The sequence below is a fragment of the Rhodoblastus sphagnicola genome (genome assembly GCF_002937075.1).
In the GTDB taxonomy this organism is placed as follows: Bacteria; Pseudomonadota; Alphaproteobacteria; order Rhizobiales; family Beijerinckiaceae; genus Rhodoblastus; species Rhodoblastus sphagnicola.
Genome location: NZ_NHSJ01000082.1, coordinates 58,798 through 80,102 on the forward strand (window position 1 = coordinate 58,798; position 21,305 = coordinate 80,102).

Below are 21,305 nucleotides of genomic sequence, written 5' to 3' on the forward strand. Positions count from 1 at the left end.
GATGGCGAGCACGGATTTGGCGCGCAAGGATTTGGCGCGCAAGCCTCGGGCCTTGGTTCTCTGCTTCTTCCCGGCGTTTTCGCCGCCGTCGAGCGGCGGCGAAATGCGTCTGGGCGGGCTCTATCGCGAATTCGCGCGGCATTATGACGTCACGCTGCTGACATCGACCGATTTCGGCGCGCGTTTCGAGGAAATCCACCACGGCGCGGGATTCCGCGAATTGCGCTTTCCCAAGGACGAGTTCTGGCGCAAGGCTTATGCGACGCTCGACGCCTCCGGCCTGTCGGGCGACCTGTCGCCGCTCGCCTTCGCGCTTGCCGTGAGCGATCCCGCCTGCGAATTGCGGCGGGTCGCGTGCGAACTGGCCGTGGGCGCCGATGTCATCATCCATGATTTCCCCTATTCGGAGCCGATCTTTTCCGACGGCGCGCCGGCGCCGGAAATCTACAATTCGCACAATGTCGAGGCGAGCCTGCTGTCCTCGATCGCGCGCGGGTCCGGTTTCGAGGCCGCCTGGCTGAAACTGCTGCGCATCGAGGGCAATCTCATCCGTCGCGCCCAAAAAGTGTTCGCGACCAGCGCGGCAGATGCGGAAATCTTTCGGCTTCTGTACGGCGCCGCGCCGGAAAAGCTGTTCCTGTGCCCGAACGGCTATTGCGAGGATGAAATCGACGCAACGGCGGCGTCTCGGGTCGAGGCGGCGCGCGAACCCGGCGAGCGGCCAGTGCTGCTGTTCACCGGTTCGGGCCATCATCCCAATGTCGAGGCGGCGGAAAGCCTGCTGTCGCTCGCGCGCTACATGCCGGATTGCCGGTTCGTGGTGGCCGGCGGCGTGTGTGGCGCGCTCGCGCATCGGCCGAGGGGCGAAAACGTCGAGCTGTTCGGACCGTTCACGCCGAAACAAAAGAAGGATCTGCTGGTCGAGGCCGATATCTATATCAATCCGGTGGTGCTCGGCTCCGGCACCAGCCTCAAGGCGGTCGAGGCGCTCGCCGCTCATCTGCCGATGGTTTCGACGCCCGAGGGCGTGCGGGGACTGGATCTCACGCCGGACGATCATGCGGTGATCGTGCAGCGCGAGGAATTCGTCCTGGCGATCCGGCGGGTTCTCGCCGACGCGCCGCTGCGGGCGCGCATCGCGGCCGATGGCCGCAAGCTCGCGGAGGCGCGGCTGTGCTGGCGCGCCATCGCGGACCGGCTGGCGGCGGATTTGGCCTCGGATGTGGCGGCGGAAGCGTCGCGACCGGCGCCGCGCCCGCTGGCGCTGGCGTTCAACGATTATTCCCTGACCGGACTGCAATCCGGCGGCGCCGCGCGTGTCGGCAATCTGCTGGCCAATCTCGATTGCGACGTCGTTCTCACGACCTTTGCCGCGACGGCGCAAATCGCCCTGCTCGACAAGGGGGTGTTGCAGATCGGCGCGCCCAAGAGCGCGGATCACGCCGCTTTCGAGGCGGCGGTGAACCGGGGGCAGGCGGTTTCGGTCAACGACGGCGTGGCCGCCCTGTTCGTCGCGGGCAACCGCGCCCTGCGCGAGATCGTCGCTTCCCTGGCGTGGCGCGCCGAAGCGCTCATCTTCGAGCATCCCTATATGGCGCCGGCGCTGGACGAGCTGCGGCGGCTGCGGCCCGAACTTTCCGTGATTTACAGCGCCCACAATGTCGAAGCGCAGTTGAAGCGCAAGCTTTTACGCGGACATCCCCTCGCGCGCAGTCTGGTTGGCTTCATCGCGGAACTGGAGCGCCGACTGGTCGCCAAAGCCGACCTGATCGTGTGCTGCACCGAAGCGGATCGCCAAAGCTTCGCCGCCATGACGGACGCGCCGATCGTGCTCAGCCCCAACGGCTGCCGGATCGCGCCGCTCGAACGCAAGGCCGCGCCCGCCGGAGCGCCGAAACGGATCGGGTTCCTGGGCTCCAGCCATGGCCCGAACGTCGCCGCCGCCGAATTTATCGTCGCCCGACTGGCGCCGTTGTTTCCCAAGGCGCGCTTCGAACTGATCGGCTCGGTCTGCGGCGCGCTGAAAGCGCCGCCTCCCGACAATGTCGTGCTGCACGGCGTCGCGCCGGAGCGCATGAAAACCTTCCTGATGCAGCAATGGGATCTGGCGCTGAACCCGCTGACCGCAGGCGGCGGCTCCAGCCTGAAGCTGCCCGACTATATGGCGCATGGCCTGCCGACGCTGAACACGGCGGAAGGCGCGCGCGGCTTCGCGGTGGCCGCGCGCGGCGCGGGGCGCGTCGTCGATCTGGCCGACTTTCCCGCCGCCCTGAGGCAGATGCTGGCGGAGTCCGCCGCGCTCGCCGACCAGGGCGCCCGCGCCCGCGCCTATGCGGAGGAGGAGTTGTCCTGGGCCGCCGCGGCAAACGACTATCGGGCGGCGTTGCGGTCGCTGTTGCGCGTCCCCGCGCCGCGCGCGCCGCGCCGCCTCCTCGTGGTGACCTATCGCTATACCGAACCGTCGCGCGGCGGCGCCGAAGAATATCTGATCGAAACGCTCAAGCGGCTGCGCGGCCGGTTTTCTCGCATCGATCTTGCGGCTGTCGATGTCGAGCGGATCGAGAACCGCCATCATTTCGGCTGCGAATTGACCGAAGGTCCGGGCGCGGCCGGACGCCTCGGCGAATTGTTCGACACCGCCCGGTATTTTCCCAGCGAGGAACTGGGCGAGGCGGAAATGCGCGAACGCGCCAGCGATCTCGAACGCATCTGGGCGAGCGAGGAATTTCATCTGCTCGCGCCCTTCGCCAAGGTCCTGGCCGACCCGGAGGCGCCCAGCCTGTTTTCCGGCTTTTTCGGGCCGGAGGCCGAGGGCGGCGTCATCCGGCGCTGGACGGCGCCCGATTTCTCCTTCCTGCTTCCACAGGAGGCGCGGCTGTTCCAGTTGCGCGGTTTCGCCTCGGTCGAGAAGACCCTCTCCCTGATCCTGCTGCAGGCGCCGCGCGATGGTTCGCCGATTGTCAGCATCACCTGCGAGACGCCGATCCCGCCGCATTTCGATGTGCATTTCGCCCTGCCGAAAGCGCCCGAGAATTGCGTGCGCATCCTGCTGTGCCGGACGCAAGAACACCAGGCGCCCGGCGATTACCGCCCGTTCGGCGTTCTGATCGAGGCGGCCGGCGTTCAGTGTGGCGATCTCGACGCGTTCTCGCCCCTGAAGACGCATCGGGTCGATCTCAGCCTGGCGCCGACCGAAATGCTGCGCTCCCAGCACTTCGACGCCTGGGTCGATGCGCTGCGCCAGATCGCGCTGCGGCGCGAACCGGAGATTGACGCGACCTTTGCGTCGGTGCGAGGCCCGCACGCCCCGGCTCTGCAGGACTGGCTCAAATCTCATGGCGGCGATTACGATGCCGTGCTGGTGCAGGGCATCCCCTTCGACGTCATTCCCAGCTCCGTGGCGACGCTGACCAAATCTTCGGAGGTCAAATCTTCGGCTCCCGCGCCGGACCGGCCGCGCGTCGTCACCCTGCCGCATTTCCATGGCGACGACCGCTTTTACCATTGGCGCACCTATTACGATGCGTTCGCGGCGGCCGACAGGACCTTGCTGTTCTCGGCGTCGCTGGCGCTCAGGCTCGGCGAGGCCGAAAAGTTCGCCGTGGTTCCCGGCGGCGGCGTCAGCGTCGAGGATCTCGGCGGTCCCGGCGTCGAAGGCGCGTTCCGCGCGGTCTGTCCCGCGGCGAACCCGTTCTTCCTCGTGCTCGGCCGCAAGACCGGATCGAAGGGCTACCAGGATGTGATCGAAGCCCATTGCCGGCTGCGGCGCGCGCGCGCCGATCTCGATCTGGTGCTGATCGGGCCGGATGACGATGGCGCGCCGGTGGAGGCGCCCGGCCTCCACGCGCTTGGACGGCAAAGCCGCGAGGTGGCGCGCGGGGCGCTCGCCTCCTGCCTCGGGCTGATCAGCATGAGTCGCAGCGAGAGTTTTGGCATCGTGCTGTGCGAAGCCTGGCTGTTCGGCAAGCCCGTGATCGCCAACGCCAATTGCTATTCGTTCCGCGATCTCGTGAAAAACGAGGCGACGGGGCTGCTGGTGTCCGGCGTGGACGAACTCGCCGGCGCGATGGCGCGGCTCGCCGACGAGTCCGAGACGCGGCGCCGCATGGGTCGCGCCGGATTTATCGACGTTGTGGCGACTTATTCCTGGGAACGCTGCGTCGACGCCATCGACGCGGAGCTGTAAGCGCGTCGCGGCGATCGACGCGGTAACCATTTCAAGCAGGCTACCGTTGGGTTGCGCCGATCGCGCAAACGCAACGCAATAATTTTTTAAATTAATATGAACGCAATGGTCACGTCTTTGTCAAAACACGAGAATTCCTGAAAGACTTACGCGCCTTGCATGTGAAGTTTCGATCCATTATAAATAGAGTGTATCCAAGGGAATTTGGGAAGCTCATGGCCAGCACCGAGATTTTGCCTGCGACCGCCTCCGAGCGTACAAAAGGGTCGCATGAACAAGGCTTCCACGGCGCGGACGAAAAGCACAAGTCCGCGCTCGAATGTCTGGTCATGGTGGCCACCCATCACGCCATAACGCTGACGGTTGCGGAGATCGTGCGCGACAACGGCTTGCCCGACCCGGTCGTCGATTATGACGCGCTCGTCCATTGCGCGAGACATGCCGGACTGAAGGCCAAGCTGGTGCATCTCGACTGGGCCGGGCTGACACAGATCAAGAAAGCCGTTCCCGCCATCATCCGCCTCAAGACCGGCGCGAGCCTGGTGCTGGCGCGCGTGATCGTCGATGGCGGGCCGCTTGGCGTGGTGCTGCACGACCCCAACGCGGCCGAAGGCGCCGAGCTCTTTGTCGATTGGCTCCGATTCCAGGAGATCTGGACCGGCGAAGTTCTGCTGGTCCGCCGCAATTACGATTTGAAGGACGAAGAACAGCCGTTCAGCATCAGTCTCATCGCCTCGCTGATCTTCCGCGAGCGCAAGCTCGCCCGCGACATCGCCATTTGCGCCTTGCTTTTGAGTCTGCTCGCGCTGGCGCCGATCATTTACTGGACGCTGATCGGCCAGAAGGTGATCGCCTATCACGCCATGAACACGTTCACCGTGCTGACGGTGGGCATGCTCGTGCTGATCGTGTTCGAAACCATCTTCAGCTTTCTGCGCTCCTACCTGCTGCAATTCCTTACGTCCCGCGTCGATGTTCGCCTGTCGGAATATATGTTCGACCGGCTGCTGGCGTTGCCGATCGATTTCTACGAGCGCACCGAGATCGGCGTTGTCATGCACGACGTGCAGGAATTGTGGAAAATCCGAAATTTCCTGAGCGGTCAATTGTTCGGCACCGTGCTCGACTCGATGACGTTGCTGTTCTTCCTGCCGGTGATGTTCGCGTTCAGCCCACTGCTCACCTTCATCGTGCTGGCCTTTTGTGGCCTGATCGTGCTGTGGCTTCTCGCCATGCTGCCGGCCTTGCGCGCGGCGACCGGCAAGGTCATCATAGCGGAGACGGCGCGCGGGTCGTTCCTGTATCAGACGCTCGCCGGCATGCGCACGGTGAAGTCGCTGGCGCTGGAGAGCCGCCAGCGCCGCGAATGGGATGTGCTGGTGGCCCGCGCGGCCAAGGCTGTCGACAATCAGGCCAGGGTCGCCTCCATTGTCCAGACCGGCGTGCGCCCGCTGGAGCGTCTCGCGGTCACGGGCAGCTACGCCGTCGGCGTCTATATGGCGCTGAGCACCAATGACCCGCTCTACATCAGCGCGCTGTTCGCCTTTCTGATGTTATCGCAGCGCGTCGCGGGACCGCTGATGCAGATCGCGCAGTTGATCAACCAGGGCGACGAGGCGCGCGCCGCCGTCGATGTGGTGAAACAGCTCCTCAACCAACCGCGCGAGGAAGGCATTGGCGACGGCGGCGTGCGCAAGCCGCTCGCTGGCCATGTCGAATTCTCCAAGGTGCTGTTCACCTACAAGGGCGCGCTGATGCCGGCGATCGACGGGGTGTCCTTCGAGATCCCGGTTGGCATGACCTTGGGCGTGGTCGGACGTTCCGGTTCGGGCAAGACCACGTTGACGCGCCTGCTGCAGCGGCTGCATTCCGAATATGAAGGCCTGATCAAAATCGACGGCGTTGATGTGCGCGAATACAATATCGCGCATTTGCGCCGCAATCTTGGGGTGGTTCTACAGGAGAACTTCCTGTTCCGCGGCACGATCCGCGAAAACATCATGGCGGCCAAGCCCAACGCCACCTTCGACGAAGTGGTGCGCGCGGCGCGGCTTTCCGGCGCGGAGGAGTTCATCGACCGCCTGCCGCGCGGTTACGACACCTACATCTACGAAGGCTCGCCCAACCTTTCGGGCGGCCAGCGCCAGCGCCTCGCCATCGCGCGTTGCATGATCCTCGATCCGAAGATCCTGATCTTCGACGAAGCGACCAGCGCGCTCGATCCAGATTCGGAAAATATTGTCAACGAAAACATCCGCAAGATCGCCAAGGGCCGGACGGTGATCGTGATCTCGCACCGCCTGTCCTCCCTGGTGAACTCCGACGCCATCCTGGTGCTCGAGCGCGGCAAGTTCCTCGACATGGCGCCGCACCAGACGCTGATTGAGCGATGCGAAATCTACCGCAGCCTGTGGTTGCAGCAGAACGGTCATATCGAAGCCGCCGCGACCAGTCGCGCGTCCGGACGGGGGACAACCCTTGTCTAAGAACGCGCTCGCGACCGTCCGGTCTTACCAGTCCGAAATCGCCGCCATCCGTGAGGCGCCGGAGCCGCTGGCCGCCCGGATCACGCTTTACGTGCTGGTGGCCATGGTGCTGTCCATGGCCACTGTCCTCGTCTTGATGAAAATGGATCGCGTCGTCGCCAGCACCGGCGGCAAGATCACGCTGAGCAGTTCGTCCCGCAACGTATTCCAGGCGCTGGACCCGTCGATCATCAAGTCGATCGACGTTCATCCCGGAGATCTGGTGAAAAAGGGACAGGTGCTGGCGACGCTCGATCCCACCTTCGCCAATGCCGATGTTTCGCAATTGAGCCAGCAGATCGCCAGCCTCAATCCCCAGATCCTGCGCGACGAGGCCGAATTGTCCGGCAAGGCCCCGGTTTTTCCTGCGACCTCCGAAGCGACGGAAGCAAAATACAATGAACTGCAGAAGTCGTTGTACACGCAGCGCGTCGCGCAATATACGGCGCAGATCAACAGCTTCAAGGAGAAGGAAAACCAGATCCACGCGACCATCTTCAAGACCCAGGGCGATATCGCCCGGATGAAGGAGCGCGTGGAGATCGCCGGCAAGGTCGAGGAAATGCGCAACAAGCTGCTGGCCAGCGGCGCTGGCTCCCTGCTCAACCAGTTGTCGTCGAAGGATCAACGCGTCGAACAGGCGCGGATGCTGGAAAATCTCATCAACAGTCTGAAGGAGGCGCAGGCGCAGGAGTCGTCGCTGCGCGCCGACCGCGAGGCCTTCGTTCAGCAATGGTCGTCCGCGCTCAGCCAGGATCTGGTGACCGCCCGCAACAATCGCGACAACGCGCGCGCGCAGTTGGAAAAGGCGCAGAAGCACCATGACCTCGTCCAGATCCTGGCGCGGGAAGATTCCATCATCCTGACCGCAGCCAAGCTCTCGGTCGGCTCCGTCCTCAAGGAGGGAGAAGAACTCATGACCGCCATGCCCGTCGGCGTTCCGGTCGAGGCCGAGGTTCGCATCTCAACACGCGACATCGGTTTCATACGGATTGGCGATCCAACAACGCTGAAGGTCGATGCGTTTGACTTCACGGCTCACGGTTATGCCGACGGGCACGTCAAGTGGATCACCGAAGGCGCCTTCTCGACCGACGAAGACACAGGTCAAGTGGTGGAGACTTATTATCGCGTCGGCATTGCGTTCGACGACTACCATTTCATCAACGTTCCATCAAACTTTCGCCTCATGCCCGGCATGACGCTGACGGCGGACATCAAGGTCGGAACCCGTTCGGTCGGCGCCTATATGGTTGAAGGACTTATCAAGAGCGTAAGCGGAGCGATGCGCGAGCCATGAGGAAGAGCTTGCGATCTGCGGCAACCCAACTGCGGCGGCTCGCCGATGGACAAATGCTTCCTTGGCTGCGCCGCCGCGCCGAGAGCGCAGGCGATGCGGGCGAGCATCAGAAGGCGTTCCGTCTGTGGCTGCGCGCCTACGAGGCCGGCGACGTGGAAAGCGCCTTCCACATCGCGGAATGTTATGAGCATGGGCGCGGCGTGGCGTGGAATCTGGCCGACGCGATCAACTGGCACCGGCGCGCGGCCGAACGCGGTCATGTCGAAGCCCAGTTCCGGCTCGGACGCGCGCTGCTGGACGGGGCCAGGGCGCCTCTGCCGGAATTCTGGCGACGCACGACGCGCGACGCGGACACGGCGGCGCGCGTGTCGGAGGCGCTCTACGCCGGCGGAGGTCGGCATGCGGCCGATCCCGAACAGGCGATCTATTGGCTGCAAGAAGCGGCGGACGCCGGGCTGGCGCAGGCGGACGCTCTGCTCGGCGTGATCCATGTGCTCGGCAAGCATGCGCCGCAGGATTACAACAAGGGGATGTTCCATTTCGAGCGCGGCGCGCAACGGGGCGATGCGTCCGCGCAATTCGGACTCGCCGACATCGTTTATCGCGGACTTGACGGCGTCCCGGATCAGGCGCGGGGCGCCGACTGGTACGAGAAGGCCGCCGACCAGGGCCATTCGAGCGCGCAGGTCGCCATGGCGACGATTTATCGCAAGGGCGCCGGCCGCGCCGCCGATCCCGAACGCGCCGCCCACTACATGGAAATGGCTGCGGAAAGCGGCGACGCCTACGCGCAATTCGAATTCGCCATGATGCTTCAACGCGGCGAAGGGATCGAAAGCGATCCGAGCCGTGTCGAGACCTACCTGCGCAAGTCGGCCAAGCGCGACCATTTCCCGGCCGTGGTCGCGCTGGCGGATTTTTGCAGCCAGGGCGGCCCGGTCGAGCCGGACTGGCGCGAGGCCGCGCGCTGGCGGTTGCGGGCGGCCGAACTCGGCGACGTCAACGCAATGTTCATCTATGGCCGCCATGCGGCCAATGGCCTGGGGATGCCGGTCAACCTCAATGAGGCGGCGCGCTGGTTCCTCAAGGCTGCGGAGCAGGGTCACGCCACGGCGGCCTTCAACGTGGCCGTGTTTTACCAGCACGGCCAGGGGGTCGAACAGAACCTCAGCGAGGCCTTGCGCTGGTGCCAATACGCGGCCGACCAGGGTCTGCGCGAAGCCAAGGTGAAACTTGCGGAATTGCATCTCGCCGGCGCTGGCGGCGCGCGCAACGCGCCCCGCGCCGTCGAGCTTCTGAAGGAGGCGTCCGAGGCCGGCGACGGCTACGCCAAGACCCAGTTGGCGATGATCTACCTTGAGGGCCGCGACGTCTTCAAGGACACGCGCAAGGCTGAACAATTGCTGCGGGATGCGCTGGATTCAGGCTATGTCGCGGCCTCCTTGCAACTCGGGCATCTCTATGCCGGTCATTACGATCCCGCGCGCTCCAGGCCGGAAGACGCGCTCAGCGCTTATCTCGTCGCGGCGCAGGCGGGCAACCCGATCGCGCAGCATCTCGTCGGCAATCAGCTGCTGGCCCGCAAGGATGAGGCGGCGACGCGGGAAGGCGTCCACTGGCTGCACAATGCCGCGGAAGCCGGTTTCGTCCCGGCGCAATTCCAGCTCGGCGTCTTGTTCTGCCAGGGCGAGGTTGTGGAGAAGAATCTGACCGAGGCCGTTCGCTGGTATGAAATGGCGGCGCGGCAAGGCCACGCCCTCGCGCTTTACAATCTCGGTGTGATGGTGATGAAGGGGCTCGGCGTCGAGGCCGATGCCGAGAAGGGCATGGAGATGATCAAGCGCGCTGAGGCGCAGGGCGCGCTCGGCGCGGTCAAAGCCGCGCCCGATCCGGCCAAGCCCTCGCCCGACCTCGCCCGTCCGGCGCCCGGTTCGGCCAAACCCGGGCCGGTCACGCTCAACACCGCGCTCGCAGCGAGCAGGCCAGCGCTCAGCGCGATCAAGCCGGCTGGTTAGCGCGATCGCTCAGGTGAAGGCAAGGATGAGGGACGCAGCGCGCGACACGGGGTCTTGGCGGATTGGCCTGCATTTGGCCCGATGCGCGCGCCAGTTTCTGCGCGAGGGCGAGAACCCGCGCGACATTTTCTTCAAACCCGTCGACGCGCTGTCGACGGACCGCAGTCCGCTGCTCGCCGTCAGCGTCGGCATCTGGCTGATGCGCTCCGACCTGCAAGCCGAGTTCGATCTCGAAACCGTCGAGGGCCGGACGCGCTATCTTGGCTGGCAAGTGGATCATGGCGTTCACGAATATGTGGCGCTGCGCGAAGCCTTCGCCCGGCCGGACGTGCGCAGCCTCTATCTCGGCACGCCGCCCGAACCGCCGCCGCCAGAGCCTCCGGCCGCCGCGACGGGCGGCGTCAATGTGGTCGGTCACCTGCATGCGCGCCTCGGCATTGGCGAGGACGCGCGCTGCGCCGCCGCCGCCCTGACCGCCGCCGCCATTCCCCATGTGCTGATCGACGCGCCGGTGGGCGCGGACATCGGGACCGAGCCGCACGCTTTCGCCGCGGCGACGGTGTCCGCGCCGATCCATCCGACCAATCTGCTGTTCATGTCGGCCTGGGAAACGTTCCGCTATTTCTGCGTCAACGGTTCGTCGCTGTGGCGCGGACGGAAAACCATTTGCGTCTGGCCCTGGGAGTTGCCGCAATGGCCGGAGCCGCTGGACTTCTGCTATTTGCTCGCCGACGAAATCTGGGCGATCAGCTCCTTCGTGCGCGGCGCCCACGAACTGCGCGCGCCCGTCCCGGTTGTCCATATGCCCTCGGCCGTGGTGGCGGCGGCGCGGCCGGATCGCGACGCCTACGGCCTGCCTGGCGACGCCTTTGTCTTCGCCTGTTTTTTCGACGGCAATTCGTCGTTCGAGCGCAAGAATCCCGCCGCCGCCATCGCCGCTTTCCGCCGGGCCTTTCCGGTTTCCGACCTTTCGGTCCGGCTCGTCGTCAAGGCGATGCGCGCGGGGGCGTCGTCGCAGGGCTGGCGCGACCTCCAGGCCAGCGCGGAGGACGACCCGAGGATCGCCTTCGTCGATGAGGAATGGAGTCGCGAGGAGGCGCTTGGCCTGATCGCCAGTTGCGATGGCCTGATTTCCCTGCACCGCGCTGAGGGTTTCGGGCGGCCGATCGCCGAGGCCGTCTTGCTGCGCCGCCCGGTGGTGGCGACGAAATGGTCGGGCAATCTCGATTTCCGTGACAGCGGCCGTCAATTGCTGGTCGAAGCGGCCTTGCGGCCCGTCCCCGCCGGCGCTTATGCCTGGGGCGAGGGGCAGGTCTGGGCTGAACCAGACTTGGCCGCCGCCGCCGAAGCCCTGCGCGCAACCGTGCGGCTTGGGCCTCAGCCCGCGCCGCCCGCCGGCGCCATTTTCACCCCGGAAATTGTCGGCGCCCGTTATCGGGCGCGGCTCGAGGCGCTCGGTGTGCTCGGATCCTGACGTTAGCGCAAAAACCAACGCCGATCGTCAAAGCCACACGCCGACGATCGGAATCGGCTCGAAAGAGCCCGACCCGAGATCACCAGCGGTCGATTCATGTCGAGCTGGAAATTCAAACCTGTCTCATCGGTCGGGCGGAGCGCGGCATATAGCGAATCTCCGCCACGAAGCCGCTTCGCTCGGTCATGGACGGTCGTCTCGGTCATGGACTTGACACGTTCGAACACGGTCGATATCACTTGCGAACACGGTCGGTATCACTTGGACACCGACCGGAAGTGTTCGGCTTCATACGCTTGACCAATGCCTGATAACGTGGGTCAAGCCATTTGAAGAAGCGTAGCTTGACTGTGAAACTGTGCTATTCGACCGACTCTGTTAGCGGCGGTGGACACATCGCATGCAGTGTGGTTTCGTTTGCCGCTGGCGCGACCAAATCAGGCCGGCCTCCCCTTATGACAGAGCAGCTTCACAAGCTGAGCTAACGCCAGATCTCGCCAACCTCTCAGTTGGCGGATATGTTGCTCGGTAGCGAAGCGACCGGGGCCTGGGCGTTTTCGACCGCGGCGGCCTTCTTGTTCCCGCCCTGAAAATATGCGGGGTACCAAGTGGTGTGCGTCAGGACGGCGACGTGAACCAGCAGAGCGGTGATGGCGACGGAGCCCAGAAACAGCGGAAGGCCAACGCTCGGCGGAACGACAGTCCAGATTTTAGCTTGATTTGCCATAGGCTTGATCCTTCTTAGTGCAGCCAGGGGGAGAGCGCGAAAGCGAGAACGTGCGCGACGAGCGCGATCACGAAGAAGACGCGCGCGCCATCGATCACATGTTTATGAAGCTCTTCAGCTTCCGCTACGGTCAAGCCGGTCAGGCTCTTGACGTCATCAGCCATTGTACACCTCTTAGAATAAGCCACGGATCTTCTCGTGCTCAACCTGCACGCAGGTCCTGCGCCCCAGTGGCTGGGCGACGGAAATGCGCGTCAAATCAGTGAGATATCGCCGTCGCACCCCGCAATCATGACTATATATTGACGCTTGATGCTGTCAACATCGCCTGACACGGCCGGCGTTGGTCGCGGCTGCATGTCGAGGTCGTCGGTGAAACGGCTTATTTCCTATATATCACACCGATTTAGTAGACAATTAGACAGATCAACGGAGCGTGCTGGATCGCCCCTTGCGGATATTACGTAGGTATAATTACGGATAAGACGAGCCGAGGTCCATCACGGTTGAAAGGAGGCGGAAAGCCCCCGTACGCTCGGCCTGAATCGCACAAGAGAATGAGAAAAAGACCTTCTCTGGCAATAGGATAATGTAACGCCCCGCGCCCGACGCCAATTCCGAAGCTGAAGGAATAAGCCGTGCTCCCCGTGTCATGCGACCGTTTGTCGCATTGGAGCGAGCGCTCGCCGTCCGAGCCGCAATGAAGCATGCTTCGTCTGTTTTTCCGACGGCAAGTCGTCGTTCGAGCGCAAGAATCCCGCCGTCGCCATCGCCGCCCTTCTCTCGACCAAGTCCTTTTATCGGCAGAATTCTTATAATCTTAAGCGATTGGCTACAAGAATCTGCATTGAATAAAAAATGTCTATATCGAAGGAACTGCAATGCGACTGGATGGACTGACAATTGGCGCGCGCTTGACGCTGGTCATATCGCTGAGCGCGCTCAGTGTGGCGGCTGCGACCGTTCTTGTTCTTCTTACGATGCGGCAACAGATGATGGATGATCGAAAGAGCATTCTGGGCGACACTTTGGAACAGACCTTGGCGATTGGCCGCGCCGCAATGACGAAGGCGGGAGGCCCGGGCAGCGAGACGGGCCGCAAGGCTTTCCTGGAAACCATGGCTTCCGCCCGCTTCGGCAAGGAGCAGGATCTCGTCTATGTGTTCGTCCACACGATGGACGGCGTCACGCTGGTTCACGCCAACCCCAAGAAAGTCGGGCTCAACCGCCTCAAGGACGATACGCCTGTCGATGCGGCGAACATAAGGGAGCAAATCGACATCGTTTCCCGGCCCGGGGGGCGCGGCGTCCAGTTTTATTCCCAGGTGAGGCTAGGCCAGGACAAATTCCTGCCAAAGATGGCGGTGCTCCAGAAAGTAGACGAGCTGGGGTTGCTTGCGGGGCTGGGTGTTTATATCGATGATGTGGACACGGTGTTCTGGAGCAAGGCGAAGTGGGCTTCCGCTTTCCTGTTGGTTCTGCTTGCCCTGTCAAGCGCGCTGGGCTTGGCTATTGTCCGCTCGATCACTTCACCGCTCATGTCGCTGCAAAAATCCATGAACGCCTTGGCGAAAGGCGACACGTCGATCGAAATCTCCGGCCAAGGCCACAAGACGGAATTGGGCGCCTTCGCGCGCGCTCTGGAGGTGTTTCGCGACGACGAAGTCGAGCGTGAAAAGGCGCTGAGGCGCGAAAAGGAGGAAGATCAAAAACGAATGGCGCGCGCGCAACTGGTCGAGCAACTGGCCAGCCGCTTCGATGCGGATGTCACCGCTTTGCTGAGCGTCGTTGACAACAAGGTGCGTGACTTCCTCGCCGCTTCCAAGACGCTGGAGACCGCGGCGGAAGAGAGCACCCACAGGATCGTCACTGTCGCCTCGGCGTCGGAGCAGTCGTCGGTCAATGTGCGGACAGCCGCCTCGGCCACGGAAGAACTTTCCGCCAGCATCACTGAAATCGGCCAACAAGCGAAAACCTCTTCGGCAATGACCAGCGACGCATTGCGACAGGCGCATGTGACAGACCAGCAGATCGCCGGGCTCGCCAGCGCGACCGGCCGCATTGGCGAAGTCGTCGAGTTGATTTCCAGCATCGCTGCGCAAACAAATCTCCTGGCGCTGAACGCAACCATCGAAGCCGCGCGCGCGGGAGAGGCTGGCCGGGGTTTCGCGGTCGTCGCCTCCGAAGTCAAGAATCTTGCGAGCCAGACCGCCCGGGCGACCCAGGAGATTTCCAGCCAGATCGCCGATATTCAGGCGGGGACGGGAGGCGCCGTCTCCGCGGTCGCAGCCATCACCAAGGTCATCGAGGATATCGACCGGGTCAGCGCCGGGATCGCGGCGGCGACCGAACAACAGACGGCGGCGACGCAGGAAATCGCGCAAAACTCCAGCGAGGCGGCTCTTGGCGCCGGCGAGGTTGCGCGGAACGTCTCCATGGTCGCCGACGCCGTCCAGCGAACCCGTCAAACCTCGTTCGATCTTGGCGCCGGAGCAGAAACGCTCCAGCAGGAAGCGATGAAACTCAGAAAGTCCGTCCAGGACTTCCTGTCCAGTGTCCGCGCCGCCTGAAGCCCGACGTCTTCATGGCGTCCGCCAGTCCAAGGCCGGGCCATCATCCTCCGGTCAGGCTCATGGGCCGGTGGTGCGGCGCCATGGCCCCGTGAGCCTGCGCCACGAAATCGTGGCCGCGCTTTTTCGCCGCCAGCGCCTTGTCGATGGCGGCGTCAAGCAGGTCGTCGCCGGCCGAGGCGCGCAGCGGCGCGCGCAAATCGGCGCGATCCTCCTGACCCAGACAGGTGTAAAGCTCGCCGGTGCAGGTGACGCGCACGCGGTTACAGGTCTCGCAGAAGTTATGGCTGAGCGGCGTGATGAAGCCGACGCGCCCGCCCGTTTCCGCCAGATCGAAATAACGCGCGGGGCCGCCGCTGCAATGGTGTGACGGCGCCAGCGAAAAAGTCTCGGCCAGCCGCGCGGCGACTTCGCTCAAGGATAGAAAATGCGCGATATTGCTGACGGCGTCCTCGCCGAGCGGCATGGCTTCGATGAAGGTGAGGTCCATCCCGCGCCCATGCGCCCATCCGACCAATCCGACGAAATCGTCCTCGTTGATCTCCTTCAGCGCCACGCAGTTGATTTTCACGCGCAAGCCGGCGGCTTGGGCCGCGTCTATCCCCTTGAGCACGCGGGGCAAGTCGCCCCAGCGGGTGATGGAGCGGAATTTTTCCGGGTCGAGCGTATCAAGCGACACATTGATGCGCTTGACGCCGCAAGCCGCCAATTCGGCGGCGTAGCGCTCCAGTTGCGATCCGTTGGTGGTCAGCGTCAGTTCACGCAAGGCCCCCGTTTCAAGCTGGCGCGACAGCCCGCGAAACAGGCTCATGACGCCGCGCCGCACCAGCGGCTCGCCGCCGGTCAGCCGGATTTTTTTCACCCCCCGCGCGATGAACGCGCCAGCGAGCCGCTCCAGTTCCTCCAGCGACAGCAAGTCCGCCTTGGGCAGGAAATGCACATGCTCCGACATGCAATACTGGCAGCGGAAATCGCAGCGATCGGTCACGGACACGCGAATATAATCAATTCGGCGCGCGAATCCGTCCACCAGCGGCGGCGGACGGGTTGTGGTCAAGCTTGCGTGGTCGATGCTCATCTTTGTTATATAGACGAGGACGGCGCGGGTGACAGCATCTCGCGCGAACAACGACGAGACTCTTTCATGCGCCAGCCTGTTTCAGACGAAATCCCGATTGAAGTCCGCTTGGCCGACGCCGGCGCGACGCTCCACCTGGTCTATGCGCAAGGCGAGGCTTTCGCCCTGCCAGCCGAATTCTTGCGCGTGCTCACGCCCAGCGCCGAGGCGCGCGGCCATAACGGGCAGGGCGGCCACACCGTTTCGGGCAAGGCCAAGGTCCGCGTCACCGGCGTCGATCCCGTCGGCAATTACGCGCTGAGGCTGACCTTCGACGACGGTCACCACACCGGCCTGTACACATGGGAATACCTGCGCGAACTGAGCCTCGACCAGACGGCGAAATGGCTCGCCTATCTCGAAGAGCTGGCGGCGCAGGGGCTGTCGCGGTGATGACCCTGGTGGACGAAACGGCGGAAGCGCTGCGGTTTTTCTCGCGCCTGCCCATCCCGCGTCGCGCCGGCGCGACCACGGCCAGCGGCGCGGCCTTTGGCCTCGCGCTGCGCCGGGCGCCTTTCGCCGGCGCCGTATTGGGGTTGGCGTCGGGGCTGGTCCTGCTCGCCGCGACGCAGGCCGGCGCGCCGAACGCGGTCGCGGCCTGGCTGGTGGTCGGCCTCGCCGCCTTCGTGACCGGCGCCATGCACGAGGATGGTTTCGCCGATGTCGCCGACGGTTTTGGCGGCGGATACACCAAGGAAAGACGGCTGGAGATCATGCGCGACAGCCGCATCGGCGCGTTTGGCGCGGCGGCGCTGATCCTGTCGTTCGGCCTGCGCGTCGCGGCGCTGACCGCGCTCGCCGCCGCGCCGGGAAAGGCCCTTTTCGTTCTCGTCGCGGCGGGCGCGGTCTCGCGCGCCGCTTGCCTCGCGCCCGTGATCCTGCTGCCGCCGGCGCGGGCGGATGGATTGGGCCGCGCGGCGGTGTTGAGTCGCGCGCGGGGGCGCGAGGTGTTGTGGACGACCCTGGTCTTCGCCGCGACGCCGCTGCTCGCCGGATTTTCACTGGGGGTTTGCGTGCTGGCCTTGCTGCTCGCGGGCGTGGCGGTGCGCGGGCTTTGCGTCTGGGCGCAAAAAATGATCGGCGGCCAGACCGGAGATGTCGCCGGCGCCGCGCAACAGGCGGCGGAAATCGCCATGCTCGCCGTGTTCTCCGGCGCGCTGGCATGATCTGAAAAAGGAGCCAGAGCAAGTTCAGCGAACTCCCGTTCACCGAACTTGCTCTGGCTCATTGGTTTTGCGCATATTCCTTTCCGAAAACCGCGCACACTTTTCGAGAATATGCGCTAATTCAGCCCGTTATCCACGGGAATGAACATGGCGTTGACCTTGCTGCCAATCGCGTTGAAGGACAGGATAAGGCCAATTGAGATGAAGCCGCCGATCAGGGCGTATTCCGTTATGGTCGAGCCCGTGTCATCGCGCCAGAACCGCAGCAAAAGCCGCATCGCCATCCCCCGTCTGACTTGCGACGGGTCATCCGTCGGCCGAGTGCACCATACGCGAGACCTCTGTCCGCAATCGTAAATGTATTTGTTCCTTTTGGTAATGTGCGCGTAATAAGCAAACAGTACCTTAACGCTCATGGAGAGTCATTGTCGGTCTCGGCGCGAACGTTTGGGAAATCCCGCCAGGTCCGGTCGAGTTCGCGCAGCGCGTCGCGCACGACTTCAGGTCCGGCGCCGCGTCGCACGGCTTCGGTGGCGAGATGCCTGCGGAAGGCGCGCGCGCCCGGCCGGCCGGCGAACAGGCCGAGCATGTGGCGGGTGATGTCGGCGAGGCGGACGCCTTCGCCAAGCTTGCGTTCTACATAGGGCAGGAAGGCTTCGACCGCCGCGCGCGCGTTTTCGTGGGGCGGCGCTTCGCCGAAAAGTATCGGATCGACGTCGATCAATTGCGAGAAATCGTGATAGGCGGCGCGTCCGACCATGACGCCGTCCAGTCCTTCGAGCTGCGCGCGATAGGCGGGAAAATTCTCAAGGCCGCCGTTGATGGCGATCGGAACGGCGGGGAGGGCGCGCTTCAATTCATGCACGAGCGGATAATCGAGGGGGGGAACATCACGGTTCTCCCGGGGCGAAAGCCCCTTGAGCCAAGCTTTCCGCGCATGGACGATCAGGGCGTCCACGCCGGCTTCGCCGCATTTTTCGGCGATTTCGAACAAAGCGGCGCGCGGCTCCTGGTCATCGACGCCGATGCGGCATTTCACCGTGACGGGCAGTGCGACCGCCGCCTTCATCGCCTGGACGCAAGCGGCGACCAGATCGGGTTCGCGCATCAGGCAGGCGCCGAAAGCCCCGTTTTGCACCCGGTCGGAGGGGCAGCCGACATTGAGATTGATCTCGTCATAGCCATAAGCGGCGCAAATTTCCGCAGCCTTGGCCAATGCGTCGGGATCGCTGCCGCCCAGTTGCACCGCGAGGGGATGTTCGGTTTCGTCAAAGCCGAGCAGGCGGTCGCGGTCGCCATGGATGACGGCGGCGGAGGTCACCATTTCCGTATAGAGCCGGACATGACGCGAATGCAGCCGCGCCAGCACGCGATAATGCCGGTCAGTCCATTCCATCATCGGGGCGACGCAGAAACGCCATGGGCTGAAATGTCCTTTCGTTTCGCTCATGAAACCTTGTTCCGTGCTCCGGCGGGAGTCGCCGGACATGCGCATCGCGCCCGACAGCGGGAAAGTCAACAGCGCGGCCAACATGCGGCCGGCGGCCGCTTGCGCTGGATCCCAACTTGAAAGTTATTCATGATAACCTTTGACCTCCGTCAAAAAATTGGGAATGGAAAGGGGGGCGCTGGAGGCGAAAGTGGTTGAGCGGAAGCAGAGAGCAAGGCGCGTCGGCGCGACGGGCCCGCAAGGCGGCGCGCGCGCGCTGGCGGCGGAGGAGGCCGACCTGTTCGACCTCGGCGGCCTGGAAACCACGACGGGTTATGTCATGCGTCGCGCGCAAATGGCCATATTCGGCGATTTCCTCGCGCGCTTCGCTGAACTGGACCTAAAACCCGCCCAGTTCGCGACCCTGCAACTCATTGCCGCCAATCCCGGCCAGAACCAATCGGCGATTGGCGCGGCTTTGGGCATCCTGCGCCCCAATTTCGTCGCCCTTCTCGATGAACTGGAGCGGCGCGGCCTGGCGCGCCGCGAAAAATCCGACGCCGACCGCCGCTCGCACGCTGTCACGCTCACCGACGCCGGGCAAAGCCTGCTCCAGCGCGCCCGCGCCGCCCAGGCCGCGCAGGAACAGCGCATCCGCGAAATTCTCGGCGAGGAGGCGCGCGAAAGCCTGATCGCGCTCTCCACCCGGTTGTGGCGCGGGCTGAGCTGAACGGGACCGCCTTCGTCGAGACCGACGCGCGGGGGCCGAGTCAAAAGGCTTGGCCTTAACGAAGTCTTGAGCTTAACGCTTGATTAAGCAGCAGAAACGGTACGGCTCGACCGGATCGGGAACAAAGCGCGCGCGAATCGCATTCTCGACGCTCTGACTTGCGGGGACACGAACGACTTGCGCCCGTTCATTCGGGCAAAGCGAACCCTGTCGGCGCGCGCTCGACCATGTCCCCGAATCCCCATCAGTTCGCCAAGGCGTCGAGAATGCGCGCCCAGCTGCGCGCGCCCTTCTGGAACGACGACAGTTCGTATTTCTCGTTGGGCGAGTGAATCCGGTCGTCGTCGAGTCCGAATCCGACCATCAGCGAATCCATCTTCAGCTCGCGCTTGAAAATGCCGACAATGGGGACCGAGCCGCCGGAAGCCGCCAGCACCGGCGCCTTGCCCCATTCGGCCTGCAAGGCGCGGCTGGCGCGCTGGATCGCCTCGGACTGGAAGGGGAGGGTGATGGCGGCGCTGGCGCCATGATTAAGGAATTCCGCCTCGCAATCGTCGGGAAGGTTCGCCTTCACATAGGCGCGGAAATTTTCCAGGATTTCCTTTGGGTTTTGCTTGCCCACCAGACGGAACGAAAATTTGGCGTGGGCCTGCGCCGGCAGCACGGTTTTCGAGCCCGGCGCGGTATAGCCGCCCCAGATTCCGTTGACGTCGCAGGTCGGGCGCGCCCAGATCTGTTCGAGCACGGAATAATTGGCTTCGCCAGCGGGAACGCTGAGTCCGACGTCGCCCAGAAAGGCGGCTTCGTCGAATTTCAGCGCGGCCCATTGCGCCTTGATATCCGCCGGCAGTTCCGCGACGCCGTCGTAAAAATTCGGCAGGGTGATGGCGCCGTCCTTGTCGCGCAGGCCGGCGATCACCTGCGCCAGCACATGGATCGGATTGACCGCCGCGCCGCCGAACATGCCGGAATGCAGGTCGCGGCTGGCGGCCTTGATCGTCACTTCTTCCTGCGCCAACCCGCGCAGCATGCAGGTGATCAGCGGCGTGTCGCGGCTCCACATGTTGGTGTCGCACACCAGCATGAGATCGGCCTTCAGCGCCTTGGCGTTCTCGGCCAGGAAGGCGGGCAGGGAGGTCGAGCCGGATTCCTCCTCGCCTTCAAGCAGAATCGTGACATGGCAGGGCAGCCCGCCATTGGCCTTGAAGGCGCGACACGCCTCGACGAAGGTCATCACCTGGCCCTTGTCGTCGCCGGCGCCGCGCGCCAGAATCTGGCTCCAGCCCGGCTCGATTTCCTTCAGGCTCGGCGCGAACGGATCGGTCTCCCACAGCTCCAGCGGATCGACCGGCTGCACGTCGTAATGGCCATAAAACAGCACGTGGGGCGCATCGGCCCGCGCCGCCTTGGCCTTGGCGACGACGATGGGGTGGCCGGGAGTTTTTCGCGCGGAGGCCTCGAAGCCGAGCGCGTTGAGATGCGAGGCCAGCCAGTCCGCCGTCGCGGCGACATCGCCCTTGAAAGCGGGATCGGTCGAAATGCTTTTGAAGCGCAGCAGTTCGAACAGACGGTCAAGCGCGCCCTGACGGTCGGCGTCGAGCAGGCTAAGGGCTTTTTCCAGCGAGGGCATGGGGTATCCAGTTCTTGAGTCTCTGGCGTGAAACTATCAGGGGCGGGCGCGCGCTCCAAGGAGGGGATGCAGAACTGAATGGCGCGCGGACTTTGTTCAACTCACGAGGGCATGTCCAGCGAGCCATGGCATGGATTGCCGCAAATTTTGCCAAAGTGGCTTTCCGGTGTATGTTTGCAAGAAATCCTGAGTGTTCGATTCGGCAAATGCTCGGTTCGAGATGACAGTTGTCAGCTTATCGATGTACGCTGCCCTCAGAGTAGATCGCAAATCCAGAGAATAGTGACTGAGAGTGTATTTATAATTGATCAATTTGAGGTGAAGCTTAAGATGGAAATATTACATAAATTCTTGCGTAGTATAAACGATAATATCGATTGGAATGCCGGGGTTATCTGTAGTCGGCCAACAAAGTTCGGAGGTGACTGTGTTTCTT

General features: G+C 63.8%; 15 protein-coding genes. 9 read left to right on the forward strand and 6 right to left on the reverse strand.

Going from position 1 to position 21,305, the window contains the following annotated elements; all coding sequences use genetic code 11:
- Position 1: 1 nt before the first annotated feature.
- The 5 genes from CCR94_RS13050 (at position 2) to CCR94_RS13070 (ending at position 11,500) form a co-directional block, all read left to right on the forward strand.
- The gene (locus CCR94_RS13050) at positions 2-4,186 is read left to right on the forward strand and encodes a glycosyltransferase (protein ID WP_104508282.1); all 4,185 of its coding nucleotides are present in this window, start codon (positions 2-4) and stop codon (positions 4,184-4,186) included.
- Between the two features lie 215 nt (positions 4,187-4,401).
- Positions 4,402-6,672, forward strand: a complete 2,271-nt coding sequence (locus CCR94_RS13055) for a peptidase domain-containing ABC transporter (protein WP_104508283.1) — start codon at positions 4,402-4,404, stop codon at positions 6,670-6,672.
- The gene (locus CCR94_RS13060; RefSeq protein WP_244594058.1) at positions 6,665-8,011 is read left to right on the forward strand and encodes an HlyD family type I secretion periplasmic adaptor subunit; all 1,347 of its coding nucleotides are present in this window, start codon (positions 6,665-6,667) and stop codon (positions 8,009-8,011) included. The genes CCR94_RS13055 and CCR94_RS13060 overlap by 8 nt, the downstream gene beginning before the upstream one ends.
- Positions 8,012-8,064: 53 nt before the next feature.
- Positions 8,065-10,026, forward strand: coding sequence for a tetratricopeptide repeat protein (locus tag CCR94_RS13065; protein ID WP_158254750.1), 1,962 nt, complete (start codon positions 8,065-8,067; stop codon positions 10,024-10,026).
- A 25-nt stretch (positions 10,027-10,051) separates the two neighbouring features.
- The gene (locus CCR94_RS13070; protein ID WP_104508285.1) at positions 10,052-11,500 is read left to right on the forward strand and encodes a glycosyltransferase; all 1,449 of its coding nucleotides are present in this window, start codon (positions 10,052-10,054) and stop codon (positions 11,498-11,500) included.
- A gap of 505 nt (positions 11,501-12,005) precedes the next feature.
- On the opposite strand, the gene CCR94_RS13075 is transcribed toward CCR94_RS13070, so the two are convergent.
- Both CCR94_RS13075 and pufB read right to left on the reverse strand, forming a co-directional pair.
- The gene (locus CCR94_RS13075; protein WP_104508286.1) at positions 12,006-12,227 is read right to left on the reverse strand and encodes a light-harvesting protein; all 222 of its coding nucleotides are present in this window, start codon (positions 12,225-12,227) and stop codon (positions 12,006-12,008) included.
- Between the two features lie 14 nt (positions 12,228-12,241).
- Positions 12,242-12,391 (reverse strand): light-harvesting antenna LH1, beta subunit, encoded by a 150-nt coding sequence (gene pufB, locus CCR94_RS13080; RefSeq protein WP_104508287.1) that lies wholly within the window; start codon positions 12,389-12,391, stop codon positions 12,242-12,244.
- Between the two features lie 717 nt (positions 12,392-13,108).
- Here pufB and CCR94_RS13085 point away from each other — a divergent pair.
- Complete coding sequence (locus CCR94_RS13085) at positions 13,109-14,797, forward strand: methyl-accepting chemotaxis protein (protein WP_104508288.1); 1,689 nt, start codon at positions 13,109-13,111, stop codon at positions 14,795-14,797.
- A 43-nt stretch (positions 14,798-14,840) separates the two neighbouring features.
- Here CCR94_RS13085 and moaA read toward each other — a convergent pair whose 3' ends face one another.
- The gene (gene moaA / locus CCR94_RS13090) at positions 14,841-15,875 is read right to left on the reverse strand and encodes a GTP 3',8-cyclase MoaA (protein WP_104508362.1); all 1,035 of its coding nucleotides are present in this window, start codon (positions 15,873-15,875) and stop codon (positions 14,841-14,843) included.
- A gap of 66 nt (positions 15,876-15,941) precedes the next feature.
- Here moaA and CCR94_RS13095 point away from each other — a divergent pair, with 66 nt between their 5' ends.
- Together CCR94_RS13095 and cobS are read left to right on the forward strand one after the other, a co-directional pair.
- Positions 15,942-16,307: a gamma-butyrobetaine hydroxylase family protein gene (locus tag CCR94_RS13095; RefSeq protein WP_104508289.1), complete on the forward strand. Its 366-nt coding sequence runs from the start codon at positions 15,942-15,944 to the stop codon at positions 16,305-16,307.
- Positions 16,307-17,080: an adenosylcobinamide-GDP ribazoletransferase gene (gene cobS, locus CCR94_RS13100; RefSeq protein ID WP_104508290.1), complete on the forward strand. Its 774-nt coding sequence runs from the start codon at positions 16,307-16,309 to the stop codon at positions 17,078-17,080. The genes CCR94_RS13095 and cobS overlap by 1 nt, the downstream gene beginning before the upstream one ends.
- 116 nt (positions 17,081-17,196) lie before the next feature.
- Here cobS and CCR94_RS25095 read toward each other — a convergent pair whose 3' ends face one another.
- Positions 17,197-17,364 (reverse strand): Flp family type IVb pilin, encoded by a 168-nt coding sequence (locus CCR94_RS25095; RefSeq protein ID WP_206605834.1) that lies wholly within the window; start codon positions 17,362-17,364, stop codon positions 17,197-17,199.
- Between the two features lie 128 nt (positions 17,365-17,492).
- Complete coding sequence (gene dusA, locus CCR94_RS13110) at positions 17,493-18,530, reverse strand: tRNA dihydrouridine(20/20a) synthase DusA (protein ID WP_104508363.1); 1,038 nt, start codon at positions 18,528-18,530, stop codon at positions 17,493-17,495.
- A 190-nt stretch (positions 18,531-18,720) separates the two neighbouring features.
- On the opposite strand from dusA, the gene CCR94_RS13115 reads away from it, so the two are divergent.
- Positions 18,721-19,239 (forward strand): MarR family winged helix-turn-helix transcriptional regulator, encoded by a 519-nt coding sequence (locus tag CCR94_RS13115; protein ID WP_158254753.1) that lies wholly within the window; start codon positions 18,721-18,723, stop codon positions 19,237-19,239.
- Between the two features lie 244 nt (positions 19,240-19,483).
- On the opposite strand, the gene CCR94_RS13120 is transcribed toward CCR94_RS13115, so the two are convergent.
- Entirely contained in the window at positions 19,484-20,869 is a 1,386-nt protein-coding gene (locus tag CCR94_RS13120) for a M20/M25/M40 family metallo-hydrolase (protein ID WP_104508293.1), read from the reverse strand.
- Positions 20,870-21,305: the final 436 nt, after the last annotated feature.